Here is a 12,116-nt window from a genome sequence, read left to right as displayed (position 1 = left end):
TCCACGTCTGACCACTCGGCACGAAGTACGTGGATGGCCGGGACAAGCCCGGGCATGACGAGCCTAGCAGATTGGCGACACACATGACCGAAACCCTCGAAGCAACCCGCCCCTCCCCGAGCGTCGTACCCGCACCGCCCCTCCTCGCCGTGCGCAACATCGAGGTCGTCTATGACGACGTCATCCTGGTGCTGCGCGGACTGAGCCTCGACGTGCCCAAGGGCGCGATCGTGGCGCTGCTGGGCGCCAACGGCGCCGGCAAGTCGACGACGCTGAAGGCGATCTCGGGGCTGCTCAAGACCGAGGACGGCGAGGTCACGCGCGGCGAGATCCTGTTCGAGGGCGAGCCCATCGCCGGCATCGATCCAGACAAGATCGTCCGTCGCGGCATCTTCCAGGTCATGGAAGGCCGCCGCATCGTCGCCGACATGACGTCGCTGGAAAACCTCAAGCTCGGCGCCTTCACCCGCAGGGATCGCGAGGTCGATGCCGACCTCGACATGGTCTTCAACTATTTCCCGCGCCTGAAGGAGCGCACCGGCCTTGCCGGCTATCTCTCCGGCGGCGAGCAGCAGATGCTCGCGATCGGCCGCGCGCTGATGGCGCGCCCGAAGATGATCCTGATGGATGAGCCTTCGATGGGCCTGTCGCCGCTGCTGGTGAAAGAGGTGTTCTCCATCATCCAGAAGATCAACCGCGACCTCGGCGTCACCATCCTGCTGGTCGAGCAGAACGCGCGCGCTGCGCTGTCGGTGGCGAGCCACGGCTACATCATGGAGCAGGGCAAGGTCGTGCTCGACGGCACCGCCGACGAGCTGCGCGACAACGAGGACGTCAAGGAGTTCTATCTCGGCGGCGCCGGCGACCAGCGCAAGAGCTTCAAGAACCTCAAGAGCTTCAAGCGGCGCAAGCGGTGGCTCTGACAAAGCGTTTTCAAGCGAAGTGGGAACCGGTTCGCGTGAAGAAAACGCGTCAAAACAAGAGAGCTCTAGCCCTCCAGCACCTGCTCCGCTTCCGTGACCGCGCAGAGAACATGATAGAACGACGACGCAGGAATGGTGTCGACCAGCGATTTGCCGTCGCTGTCGAACTGATCGTACCAGCCGCCCCGCACGGGATGGCTGAGGTAATGCCGTTCGAGCCGCACCAGCGCCGCGCGCGCCTCCTCCGCTGCGCCCGCCTCGCCGGACTCGGCCTGCGCGATCCACGCCTTTGCCATCTCGGTCTGTGGCCACAGCCGGCGTGTGCTGCGGCGGATGTTGCCGGTGTCGTCGCCCTCGTCGACGAGGCAGCCGGTGGCTGCGTCGCGATAACGCAGCGCGGTCGCAAGCAACTCGGCGCGCCGCGGCCCGGTCGGACATCCCGTGATGCGCTCGAACCCTTTCAGCAGCCACACCCATTCCGCCTGGTGGCCGGGCTCGACGCTGACCGGCTCGATCTTCGACCAGTCCTCCTCGAAATATTCACCGAGCGCGCATTTCCGCTTGTCGTAGAGGTTGGCGAGGAACAGCGCGAAGAACTCGCCGGCGCGGTTCTGGAACGACAGATCGTGGGTCGCGTCGAAACACGCGATCATCGCCTCGAACAGATGCATGTGCGGATTCTGCCGACGCGGCAGCGACACCGGCAGGCTTTCGTGCACCCCACCATGCGGGGAGCGCAGATGGCCGTCGAGGAAGGCGAGCAGCGCGTCGATCTCGGCGCGGATTTGTGCGTCCTGGTCGAGCGCATAGACAGTCGCCAGCGCAAACAGGATGAAGGCGTGGTCGTAGGCGTCGCGCCGCGCGTCCAGCACAGTTCCCTCCGGCGTCAGCCGGTGCACATAGCCGGGCTTGCCGTCGGGCGCCTTCGCCTTTGCCAGGAGGTGCTCCAGCCCCTTCAGCGCGATGGCGCGCCCCTCGGGATACCAGCCCATCTGCGCCGCCTTGGCGTAGCAATAGATCTGGCGCGCCTGCACCATCACCCGCCGCGGCGCAGCCGCATCTGCGCTGCCATCGCGATGCAGCCGGTCGATAAAACCGCCCGTGGCATGGTCCCAGCCGACCGTCGACCACAGCGGGATCGCATCCTCGATCACGCGGCGCTTCAGGCGTGCGACGACGTCCACCGTCTCGGCCGCCGGAATGATGCTCTCGTCCGCCATCGCGTCCTCTCCACGCCCCGCCAATGGCCGTCTGATACCCATGCGAGCGGCGGCGCGCAACGGATGCCAACCCGGAAAGACCTGCCATGACCGCCCATTACGACGCTCTCGAGACGCGCGAGCATGCGGCGCGCGAGGCCGATCTGTTTGCCCGCCTGCCAGGCGTCCTGCGCAGCGCGATGAGCGCGCCCGCCTATGCCGAGCGGCTGAAGGGCATCGATCCCGCCGCGGTGACCTCCAGGACAGCGCTGGCGGGCCTTCCCGTGCTGCGCAAGTCGGAACTGCCGGCCCTGCATAAGGCCTCCCAGCCCTTCGGCGGCTTCGTGGCGGCATCCCCGGGCTCGTTCGGCCGCCTTTTCACCTCCCCGGGCCCGATCTTCGAGCCCGAAGGACGGCAGGCCGATCCCTGGCGCGGCGCGCGGGCGCTGTTTGCGGCTGGATTCCGGCCCGACGATATCGTGCTGAACACCTTCAGCTATCATCTCACCCCCGGCGGCTTCATCTTCGATGCCTCGGCGCGCGCGCTCGGCTGCGCTGTGATTCCGGCAGGTCCCGGCAATACTGAGCAGCAATTCGAGCTGATCGAGGCTTACAGGCCGATCGGCTACAGCGGCACGCCGGACTTCCTCAAGATATTGCTCGATGCCGCCACCGCCGGGGTCCGCGACGTCTCCTCGATCAAGCGCGCGCTGGTTTCCGGCGCCGCCTTCCCGCCCTCGCTCCAGGCCGAGATCAAGGCGCGCGGCATCGACGCCTACCAGGCCTTCGGCACCGCCGATCTCGGCCTGATCGCGTTCGAGACCGAGGCGCGCGACGGCATGGTGGTGAACGAGGATCTGATCATGGAGATCGTCAAGCCCGGCACCGGTGATCCCGTGTCCCCCGGCGATGTCGGCGAGATCGTGGTGACCTCGCTCGATCCGCATCATCCCTGGATCCGGCTCGCGCTCGGCGACCTCACCGCGGAGCTGCCCGGCCCAAGCAAATGCGGGCGCACCAACATGCGCATCAAGGGCTGGATGGGCCGCGCCGACCAGACCACCAAGGTCAAGGGCATGTTCGTCCGTCCCGAGCAGATCGCCGAGATCGGCAAGCGCCATGCGGCCCTCGGGCGCCTGCGTCTCGTCGTCACGCGCCAGGGCGAGACCGACGCCATGACGCTGAAGGCGGAAACGCCGGCCGCAAGCGATGCGCTGCGCGAGGAGATCGCAAGCAGCCTTCGGGCCGTAACGAAGCTCGGCGGCGCCGTCGAGCTGGTCGATCCCGGCGCGCTGCCGAACGACGGCAAGGTGATCGCGGACGAGCGATAGGCTCCGCTCGACGTCGCGAACCGGTCAGCCTGGTTGATCTTGGTCGCTTTGAATCGCGCCGGACGTTGCGGCAGCCGGCTCTTTCGTCCGGGTGGGCAAGCTGAAGATTCGCGAGGAGTTTGCCGCCAGCCGCCGGTAGATCCGACAATCAAGCAGTCCGAAGGCGTAGCCTGCCATCAGGCCGATCGCGAAATACAGCGGGAGCCAAGCAAGTCCCTGCACGTGCAATACGCGCACGGCAATGATGATGGCCGGAAAGTGCAGCAGATAGATGCCGTATGACGCGTCGCCCAACGTCTCAGCCATACGCGAATTCAAATCGATATCGGCAACAGCGAGCAAGAGACTCGTTGCCGCCACGCCGAGGAAAAGCAGCTTGTGCGAACTGTACTCGGGAAATGCAAAGCTCACGCAAAAGGCAACCAGGGCAACCAAAAGGCCGGCCAGCCGGGGCACCTTCCTGAGATCGTCGAAATGAATCCCGCAGATGACGCCCATCGGAAAAACCTGCACGGCCGGCGACCATAGAATGCCGGGAAGGCCCGGAAAGGTGTACCTGCCGACATCAGGCGCCGCGGCCACGAGATTGACGACCAAAATCCAGATGACCGCAAGAATGGTCAAGCTGCGATCACTGAGGCGCACCCAATAGGCGACGGACGCCAGAGCATAGAAGATGATTTCGAATGCGAGAGTCCAGTAAGGAATCGTGAGCGTGCTGTTGCTGACGGTGGAGGGATACAGCAGCAGCGATGATGCGCTCGCGCTGACCGGCGAATGAATCGCGGCGAGCCCGATCGCTGCAACGATCATGGCCAGCCAGTAACTCGGGTAAATCCGCAACAATCGATGCTGTACGAAATTCGTCCAGTTCTTCGCTCGCTGCAGCGCGATCACGAACCCGGAAATCGCGAAAAACAGCACAACGCCGAACGAGGTCATGCGGATCGGAGTGTAGTGGTTTGCCACATAGGCCGCGTGCTCGCCGACGACCAAAATTGCCGCCACGGCCCTCAGCGCATGTATGCCTCCGAAAAATCGCGGCGATGCAGTCATCTCCTGAGTCTACCTTGGAACCGACGATGCTCCGGAATGGAGGCCGACCCGAAAGCCAGTGCGCGCCGATCGATACCGGGGCCGTGGTCATATCTGAATGCGCCGCCCTCTGCCAAGACGGCTCTCGATGCTTGAAGCAATCGAGAAGAGCATCGAGCTTTGCGTGTCGGGCGAGAGCCGCGCCGCGAACATGCTCTCAAGCAAGATCGCCGCCATCGAGTGTCTTGATAGGCTTTCGAAATGGAATACGGCGCCCCCAGCTCGAACTGAAAGACAGCTACAATCATTGTTGCCAGGCTGGAACAAGCGGGATATCAGCTCGATTTCACGACCTTGGTGAGTACTCATGTCGACCTCAAGAGGATCAATTTCGGCCTTGGGCATGTCCGACCACCACCGAACGCACGCATCAAGCACCGGCTGATGCGCGTTCTCATCCTCAACGCCGATTATCAGCGCTTTCTCGCCTGGCTGTACCGGCGCCATCCGGGCCTCGAGAATGCGACCTACGACGCACAGATGGCAGCGCGCAGCGCCAGCCTGTTCGGCGTGGCCGACTTCTACTCGCGCAATTTCGAGGCCCTCGGGCACACGGCCGCCAACATCCACGTCAACAACGGCTGGATGCAGACCGCATGGGCGCGCGAACACGGCATCAGCGTAACGCCGTCTCCGCCGCCGGGCGCTGCGGTGAGCGATGCGATCCCCGGATGGCTGCAGCGCGCCGTCGCGCCGTTCAAGCCGGTGTTGAGACCGCTCGCGCGCAAGATCGGACTGAGCCCGCGCCTCGACGCACAGTCGGAACAGATCCTGCTGGCGCAGATCGAGGACTTCAAGCCGGACCTGATCCTCAACCAGGATCTGTTCCATGTCGACACACGCCTCGTGCGCCGGATCAAGCAGATCTGCCGTCCCACCATGGTCGGCCAGGTCGGAATCGTGCCCTCGCGCGGTGAAGACTGGTCGGTCTACGATCTCCTGATCTCGCAGATCGCCGCGGTGGTGGAGTTCTTTCGCCAACAAGGCGCGCGCTCCGAGGTCATCCATCTCGGATTCGAGCCTGGGATTCTCGACGTTCTTCCGCCCGCACCGGCGCGCAGCATCGACGTCTCATTCGTGGGCGCCGTATCGGCCGATCATCAGCAGCGCGTGGCGCAGCTCGAAGCTGTCGCGCGGCGCCACGATCTGAAACTGTTCGGCAGCGGCCTGCACACATTGCCCGCCTCGTCGCCGCTTCATCGCTGTTACCAGGGTGAGGTTTGGGGCGTGGAGATGTATCAGGCGCTGCGAGCCTCGCGCGTGACGCTCAACTCGCATATCGACATGGCCGGACCCGAAGCCGGCAATGCCCGCCTGTTCGAAGCGACCGGCGTCGGCGCCTTCCTGCTCACCGACTTCAAGGACAATCTCCATACGCTGTTCGAGCCCGGCCGCGAGGTCGCTGTCTGGCGCTCGGCGGACGACTGCATCGCGCAGATCGATCGCTATCTGAATGATGAGCCAGCGCGCATGGCGATCGCTGCGGCCGGACAGGCATGCACGCTTTCGACCCACACGTTCCGCCAACGCGTCAGCACGATCTTGCAGCTCGCCGGCCGCACGTAAGAGCCACCGGCGCGCCCTTGACGGTCTCGGCCAAAATGGCCAAAGTGCCCTTGCGTGACGCTATGTCACTATAATTTCAGCGCTTTTTGTCGAGGCCCAGAATGGAACACGTCGAGCATGTTCGATTCGGCGACCAGCTCTATGCGATCATCGTGCGCGCCTCGTTCCGCGAGCCGGGTATCCACTTCTTTTCATCACCCGAACTGTCGCAGCAGCTCGCCTATATGAGCCATCCGAAGGGCAAGAGCATCGAGCCGCATCGCCACAACAAGGTGACGCGGGAGGTGCACTACACCCAGGAAGTGCTGCTGATCCAGAAGGGCAAGCTCCAGGTCGACTTCTACACGGTCGAAGAAAATTATCTGGAAAGCCGCGTCCTCGGCGCCGGCGACATCATCCTGTTGTGCAGCGGCGCCCACGGCTTCCACGTGCTCGAACCGGTCGAGATGTTCGAGATCAAGCAGGGTCCCTATTCCGGCGAGAACGACAAGACGCGGTTTGCCGAAGTCCCCCAATCCGAAATCCGGATCAAGGGTCCAAGCCTGTGAGCTCGCCTGTGAGCACGCCGGTGACCGCACCGTTCATTCCGGTCAATACGCCGCTGCTCGACGGCAACGAGGCCGATTATCTCGCCGAGTGCATCCGCACCGGCTGGATCTCTTCGGAAGGACCTTTCATCAAGCGTTTCGAACAGGCGATGGCGGAGGCCGCAGGACGGCGCCATGGCGTCGCGGTGACCAACGGCTCGGTCGCGCTCGACATCGCCGTCCATGCCCTCGGTCTCGCGGAAGGCTCCGAGGTCATCATCCCGACCTTCACCATCATCAGCTGCGCCGCAGCGATCGTGCGCGCCGGCCTCGTGCCCGTAGGGGTCGACTGCGATGCCGCGACCTGGAACATGACGGTCGAGGGCGTAGAGGCCGCGATCACACCGCGCACGCGCGCGATCATGCTGGTGCACATCTACGGCCTGCCGGTCGATCTCGAACCGATCATGGCGCTTGCGCGCAAGCATGATCTGAAGGTGATCGAGGACGCCGCCGAGATGCACGGGCAGACCTATCGCGGCGCGCCCTGCGGCGGCTTCGGCGACGTCTCGACCTTCAGCTTCTATCCAAACAAGCATGTCACCACCGGCGAAGGCGGCATGATCCTCACCGACGACGACGCGCTCGCCGGTCGGCTGCAGGGCTATCGTAATCTCTGCTTCCAGCCGCAGCAGCGCTTCATTCACGAGGAGCTCGGCTGGAACGCGCGCATGACCAACCTCCAGGCCGCGCTCGGCGTCGCCCAGGTCGAGCGCCTGCCGCGCACGGTCGAGCTCAAGCGCCGGATCGGCCGGCTGTATGACGAGCATCTCGCCGGCGTCGACCGCATCCGCCTCCCGGTCGCCCGCACCAACTATGCCGACAACATTTACTGGGTCTACGGCGTCGTGCTGGACGACAGCGTGCCGTTCGACGCCAAGGAGGCGATGCGCCGCCTTGGCGAAAAAGGCATCGGCACGCGGCCGTTCTTCTGGTGCATGCACGAGCAACCGGTGTTGCGCCGGATGGGCCTGATGCTCGATGAATCCCATCCGAATGCCGAATACATCGCCCGTCGCGGCTTCTACCTGCCGAGCGGACTTGCCCTGACCGACGACGAGATTGCGCGCTCGGCGCAGGCGCTCAAGGAGATCTTGGCGTGACGGTGTTCGCCGACTACGCGCCCTGGTATGACCTGCTTTATCAGGACAAGGATTACGCGGCGGAGACGGCGTTCGTCGAAGCACGCCTGCGCGATCACGGCGTTTCCTCGGGCAAGCTGCTCGATCTCGGCTGCGGCACGGGCCTGCACGCCGTCGCATTCGCGCGCCAGGGCTGGAACGTTGCCGGCATCGATCTCAGCCATGAGATGATCGCGAGCGCCAAGGCGCGCGCCGCGCAGGCCGGGCTGTCGATTCCGTTCCGGCAGGGCGATGCCTGCGAGACCGGCCCGGAACGCGACTTCGATGCGGTCGTGTCGTTATTTCATGTTGCGAGCTACCAGACCAGCCGCGATGCGCTGGCAGCGATGTTTCGCACCGCGCACGCCGCACTGAAGCCGGGCGGCGTGTTCTTGTTCGATTATTGGTATGGCGGCGCCGTGCTGGCGCAGGGCGTCGAGACGCGGGTCAAGGTGATCGAGCGGAAGCCGCTGCGCCTCACCCGCATCGCGCAATCCGACCATGACGAACAGGCCGCGACCGTTACCGTGAACTACACGCTGTTCTGCGAGGACACGGACCGCGCCACGATCCGTCGCGTCGACGAAGCGCACCACATGCGCTACTGGTTTCCGTTTGAGATCGATTCTGCGCTCAAGGCGAACGGCTTTGAGCCCGCCACGCATGCCGCATGGCTGACGCAGGACGCGCCGAGTTCGAAGAGCTGGGCGGCCTACACGGTCGCCAGAAAGAGTGGCACGCCGTGAGACCGCTGCGGCTCGCCGTGATGCTGGAGCAGGCGCTGGAGGTCGGCGGCGGCTTCCAGCAGCCGCTCAACGATTTGCTCTGGCTGCGCGACTGGGCGGCCAAGTCGGGCAACGAGATCGTGGTGTACTCGCCCCATCCGAAGACGCTGGAGATCCTGAAAGAGTTCGGCGTCGCTGGCTCCCTGCTCAAGTTCGGCGTGCTCGACTATCTCTTCCTGTTCCTGAAATATTGCGGACCGTTCGATCTGGTCCAGATCGTGCTGAAGTGGAAATCGCCGTTCGAGCGCGCGCTGATCCGCGACGGCATCGACGTCGTGCATTTCACGTCGACCTCGAAGCGGCACCTGCTGCTCTACGAGCTGCCCTTCATCATCACGATCTTCGACGGTTGCCATCGCGATGCGCCGGAATTTCCGGAGGTCCGCACCTTCGGCGAATTCGAGCGCCGCGAGATCCTGTTCGGCCTTGCGAGCACCAAGGCCGCGGTGGTGATCGTGAATGCGCCCGAGCTGATCGACGATCTCTCGCGGCGCTACGCCATGGAGCGGGGTCGCGCGGTCTGCATCCCGTTCTCGCCATCGGCCTATGTCGGCCAGTCCGCGCCCGCTGCGGCCGACGATGCGGCGGTGCTGGCAAAGTACCGGCTCGAGTCCGGCTATCTGTTTTATCCGGCGCAGTTCTGGCCGCACAAGAACCACATGACGCTGCTCGCCGCGCTCGCCCACCTGCGCGAGCGGGGCGTCACCGAACGGCTGGTGCTGTGCGGCTCGGATCGCGGCGGCCGCGACAAGATCGACGCGGCGATCCGCAGCTATGGCCTGTCGGACCAGATCTCCATCATCGGCTTCGTCGAATCCGCCGAGCTCGGCGCGCTCTATCGCGGCGCCGCTGCGCTGGTGATGCCGAGCTATTTCGGCCCGACCAACCTGCCCCCGCTGGAAGCCTGGGCCGTCGGCACGCCCGTGATCTATCCCGAGGCCTTCAAGGCCCAGGCCGGCGACGCCGCGCTCCTGTTCGACTATGACGACCCGCGCTCACTCGCAGACGCCATCGTCAGTCTCCGCACCGAGGGCATGCGTGAGCGCCTGAGCGAGGCCGGGCATCTTCGGCTCGCGCAGTTCGCCGAGGAGACCAAGGCCGGTCATCGCGAGTTCGCCCGCCACCTCGAACGGCTGAAGCACCGGCTGGCGCTGACCGCACGCTGAGATCTTCCGCTACGCCGGAACCAGCGCCCGCAGCCGCTCGCGCAGCGCTGCGTTCAACAGCGGGCTTGCGAGCCCGCCGACCACCACCATCCAGATCGCGCATTCCAGGACGAAGTGCACGAGCCCGCTTCCGGGGACGAGCATGGTGATGGCGAGTCCGATCAGCCAGACGGGCGCCACGATTCCGGCGGCGACAAGCATCAGGAACGCGATGTGCCTGAGCGGGTGACGGAGGGTCTGCCAGATGATCACCAGCGCGAGCAGCCCGAACTGAACGACGATGTCGCTCGCCACCACCGCGATCGCCGCGCCGAGCGGTCCGAACCTAGGGATCAGGACGATGGACAGAGCCAAGAAGACGACGAACTGGAGCCCCTTGGTCCGGATCAAAAGCGTGCCGCGATTGCTGTGGTTGGCAAAGACCAGTGCCATCAGCGAGGGCGCGCCCGCGGCCGAGCCGAGCAGCAGCGTCACTGCAAGCGGCCCGTCATAGGGTATGCTGCCATGGGTCCACAATGCGAAGAAATCGGGCCAGAACGGCAGAAAGCCCGCGACCACCAGGCAGGCAAGCCCGGTGACGAACGCCGATCCGTACGCATAAAATCGGCGGAGCCGCTCCGTGTCGCCGATGGCGTGATCGTGCCCGAGCTCGGCACCGAGCGGCAAGGCGGTCTGCAAACACAGCCCACGTACGAGGCTGGCGACCACGCGCGTCAGCCCCCATTGCACCACCGCGACGCGGTCGGTGACGAGCGCAGAGACGAGCAGGACCGGAACGTTGACCAGCGCAAGCTCGGTGATGTTGGCGATCGCAAAGGGTAGCGCGCGACCGAACTGGCCGATGCTCCAGCGCCAGGACGGCGCCACAAGCGGCGGCCTTGCGGGGCGTCGCAGGAACGGAAAACGGCGCGGCGCATCGACGGCGACGATGAAGATCGTGAAGAGGAGCTGCGTCGACACGAAGGCGACCGCCACCGCGAGCAGGCTTCCGAACATGGCGAGCGCGGCGAGTTGCGCGATCTGCCCGAACAGCAGTGCAGCGTTTTGCAGCCACACCGCCCGGCTGTACTGGCCGCGAACGCGATAGAGGCCGGAGCCGAGATTGGCCGGCAGGCTCAGCAGCGTTCCCAGCGTCATCACCAGCATCGCGGCGTCGAAGGTCGGCATCGCGTGAAACCCGAACACAGCCGACGGCGGCACGAGATACACGGCCGCGCAGAGCAGGACGCCGAGCCCGGCGACGATGGCAAGATAGATCAGCAGCATGCCGTGGTAGACGCTCGCCGTGCGTCCGTCGCAGTCGACACAGGACTTGAACGAGAGAAACCGGTTGATGGCGCGAAGCTGCAATCCGGCATCCGCCACGATCACGAGACTTCCGGCAGCATAGATCGCAAGCCACGCCGCGAGCACGTCGCCGCTCCAGACGTGCAGGAATGCGGGGATCAGCAGCAATTGCTGGGTCAGCCCCAGCACCATCTGGACCAGATTCGCCGACCAGCCGCGAACGAGCCGTCCGGCCCGTCCGGCACCACCCGGCACCGCAGCCTTGGCGGGCGCGTCAGTCTGCGTGTCGGTCAAACCGTATCCTTCCCGGCAGCGCTCAGAGCCCGTCCGGCAGGCCGTTCTTGGGCGTGGCGCGCGGTACGAAGGGCGCGAACGACGGGCCCCCCGGCGTCGGCGTCACCAGCTGGCTGCCGCCATTCAGAATCGCCAGCCCGGGCGCGCTTGGGGGCGCGGACGGCGTCGCCTCCGGCCGCTGCAGCGCGAGCACCTCGCTGCGATCACCTTGCTTGAATGTCACCTCACGCGGCTGGATCGAGGCCAGCGACCAGCCGTCCAGCGATTCGCCTTGCCGCAGGCGAACGACTTTCTGGTCGGTGCGCTTGATGAGGATCGCGATCGCGTCCCCCTCGCCCACCACGGCCCCGACCAGCATCAGCGGCGGCGGCCCTTCGAGCGGCTTCGGGGCCGGCGGCGGCGGGGCCTCTTCAACCGGGGCGGCCGCAACGGCGCGCGGCGGCGGCCGCCGCGTCGCCGAGAAGATCGGGCGCTCCTGGGTTCCGGTCAGCGCCGACAGCGGCACCGACCAAAGCGGATTGCCGCGAGGCGCGGGTCTGTCCGCGGCCGGCGCGGGCCGGACAATCGGTTTTACCGCACCGACATCGACGCTTGCGGCAGGACTGCCGGCGACATCGTCAGACAGGATGTCCATGCGCGACGAGGTGGCCGCAAAGCTGTCGGTGACGCCGAGGACCGCACACAACACGGCCAATCCAGCCGTTCTCAGCCACCCGGACATCGAAACTCCCCTGCGACCGGCCGCCACGTCGGCGCGCGGCA

Annotated in this window: 12 protein-coding genes; 7 read left to right on the top strand and 5 right to left on the bottom strand. The window is 65.5% G+C overall.

What is annotated here, in order from left to right; all coding sequences use genetic code 11:
* Nucleotides 1–83: 83 nt before the first annotated feature.
* A complete protein-coding gene (locus ACWAT4_RS13965; RefSeq protein ID WP_212301284.1) occupies nt 84–923 on the top strand; it encodes an ABC transporter ATP-binding protein in 840 nt (279 codons plus the stop codon).
* A gap of 65 nt (nt 924–988) precedes the next feature.
* Here the strand turns inward: ACWAT4_RS13965 and ACWAT4_RS13960 are convergent, their stop codons facing one another.
* The gene (locus ACWAT4_RS13960) at nt 989–2,143 is read right to left on the bottom strand and encodes an AGE family epimerase/isomerase (RefSeq protein WP_449730771.1); all 1,155 of its coding nucleotides are present in this window, start codon (nt 2,141–2,143) and stop codon (nt 989–991) included.
* 86 nt (nt 2,144–2,229) lie between these two features.
* Here ACWAT4_RS13960 and ACWAT4_RS13955 point away from each other — a divergent pair, with 86 nt between their 5' ends.
* Complete coding sequence (locus ACWAT4_RS13955) at nt 2,230–3,453, top strand: phenylacetate--CoA ligase family protein (protein ID WP_449730770.1); 1,224 nt, start codon at nt 2,230–2,232, stop codon at nt 3,451–3,453.
* A 24-nt stretch (nt 3,454–3,477) separates the two neighbouring features.
* Here the strand turns inward: ACWAT4_RS13955 and ACWAT4_RS13950 are convergent, their stop codons facing one another.
* Both ACWAT4_RS13950 and ACWAT4_RS13945 read right to left on the bottom strand, forming a co-directional pair.
* The gene (locus ACWAT4_RS13950) at nt 3,478–4,509 is read right to left on the bottom strand and encodes an acyltransferase family protein (protein ID WP_449730769.1); all 1,032 of its coding nucleotides are present in this window, start codon (nt 4,507–4,509) and stop codon (nt 3,478–3,480) included.
* An 87-nt stretch (nt 4,510–4,596) separates the two neighbouring features.
* Entirely contained in the window at nt 4,597–4,893 is a 297-nt protein-coding gene (locus ACWAT4_RS13945) for a hypothetical protein (RefSeq protein WP_449730768.1), read from the bottom strand.
* Nucleotides 4,894–4,932: 39 nt separating this feature from the next.
* Between ACWAT4_RS13945 and ACWAT4_RS13940 the strand changes: the two genes are divergently transcribed.
* The 5 genes from ACWAT4_RS13940 to ACWAT4_RS13920 all read left to right on the top strand — a co-directional run bounded on the left by ACWAT4_RS13940 (nt 4,933) and on the right by ACWAT4_RS13920 (nt 9,773).
* Nucleotides 4,933–6,114, top strand: a complete 1,182-nt coding sequence (locus ACWAT4_RS13940) for a CgeB family protein (RefSeq protein WP_212444490.1) — start codon at nt 4,933–4,935, stop codon at nt 6,112–6,114.
* A gap of 101 nt (nt 6,115–6,215) precedes the next feature.
* Entirely contained in the window at nt 6,216–6,662 is a 447-nt protein-coding gene (locus ACWAT4_RS13935; RefSeq protein WP_212301290.1) for a cupin domain-containing protein, read from the top strand.
* Nucleotides 6,663–6,670: 8 nt separating this feature from the next.
* Nucleotides 6,671–7,804, top strand: coding sequence for a DegT/DnrJ/EryC1/StrS family aminotransferase (locus ACWAT4_RS13930; RefSeq protein ID WP_449730767.1), 1,134 nt, complete (start codon nt 6,671–6,673; stop codon nt 7,802–7,804).
* Nucleotides 7,801–8,568, top strand: coding sequence for a class I SAM-dependent DNA methyltransferase (locus ACWAT4_RS13925; RefSeq protein WP_212444492.1), 768 nt, complete (start codon nt 7,801–7,803; stop codon nt 8,566–8,568). Before ACWAT4_RS13930 ends, ACWAT4_RS13925 begins: the two co-directional genes overlap by 4 nt.
* Nucleotides 8,493–9,773, top strand: coding sequence for a glycosyltransferase (locus ACWAT4_RS13920; RefSeq protein WP_449730766.1), 1,281 nt, complete (start codon nt 8,493–8,495; stop codon nt 9,771–9,773). The genes ACWAT4_RS13925 and ACWAT4_RS13920 overlap by 76 nt, the downstream gene beginning before the upstream one ends.
* Nucleotides 9,774–9,782: 9 nt before the next feature.
* On the opposite strand, the gene ACWAT4_RS13915 is transcribed toward ACWAT4_RS13920, so the two are convergent.
* Nucleotides 9,783–11,354, bottom strand: coding sequence for a lipopolysaccharide biosynthesis protein (locus tag ACWAT4_RS13915; protein WP_212444494.1), 1,572 nt, complete (start codon nt 11,352–11,354; stop codon nt 9,783–9,785).
* Between the two features lie 22 nt (nt 11,355–11,376).
* Nucleotides 11,377–12,075 (bottom strand): hypothetical protein, encoded by a 699-nt coding sequence (locus ACWAT4_RS13910; RefSeq protein ID WP_449730765.1) that lies wholly within the window; start codon nt 12,073–12,075, stop codon nt 11,377–11,379.
* Nucleotides 12,076–12,116 lie beyond the last annotated feature (41 nt).

The organism is Bradyrhizobium sp. T-1, from assembly GCF_053592855.1.
Note: the sequence above shows the minus strand (reverse complement) of the source record. Positions and strands in the feature narration are given on the sequence as shown.

Bases quoted from the DNA above. Each gene is read 5' to 3' on its own strand.
- ACWAT4_RS13945 (WP_449730768.1), bottom strand. From the start codon at position 4,893: ATGCCCAAGGCCGAAATTGATCCTCTTGAGGTCGACATGAGTACTCAC.
- ACWAT4_RS13965 (WP_212301284.1), top strand. From the start codon at position 84: ATGACCGAAACCCTCGAAGCAACCCGCCCCTCCCCGAGCGTCGTACCC.
- ACWAT4_RS13940 (WP_212444490.1), top strand. From the start codon at position 4,933: ATGCGCGTTCTCATCCTCAACGCCGATTATCAGCGCTTTCTCGCCTGG.
- ACWAT4_RS13950 (WP_449730769.1), bottom strand. From the start codon at position 4,509: ATGACTGCATCGCCGCGATTTTTCGGAGGCATACATGCGCTGAGGGCC.
- ACWAT4_RS13960 (WP_449730771.1), bottom strand. From the start codon at position 2,143: ATGGCGGACGAGAGCATCATTCCGGCGGCCGAGACGGTGGACGTCGTC.
- ACWAT4_RS13910 (WP_449730765.1), bottom strand. From the start codon at position 12,075: ATGTCCGGGTGGCTGAGAACGGCTGGATTGGCCGTGTTGTGTGCGGTC.
- ACWAT4_RS13955 (WP_449730770.1), top strand. From the start codon at position 2,230: ATGACCGCCCATTACGACGCTCTCGAGACGCGCGAGCATGCGGCGCGC.
- ACWAT4_RS13920 (WP_449730766.1), top strand. From the start codon at position 8,493: ATGGCTGACGCAGGACGCGCCGAGTTCGAAGAGCTGGGCGGCCTACAC.
- ACWAT4_RS13935 (WP_212301290.1), top strand. From the start codon at position 6,216: ATGGAACACGTCGAGCATGTTCGATTCGGCGACCAGCTCTATGCGATC.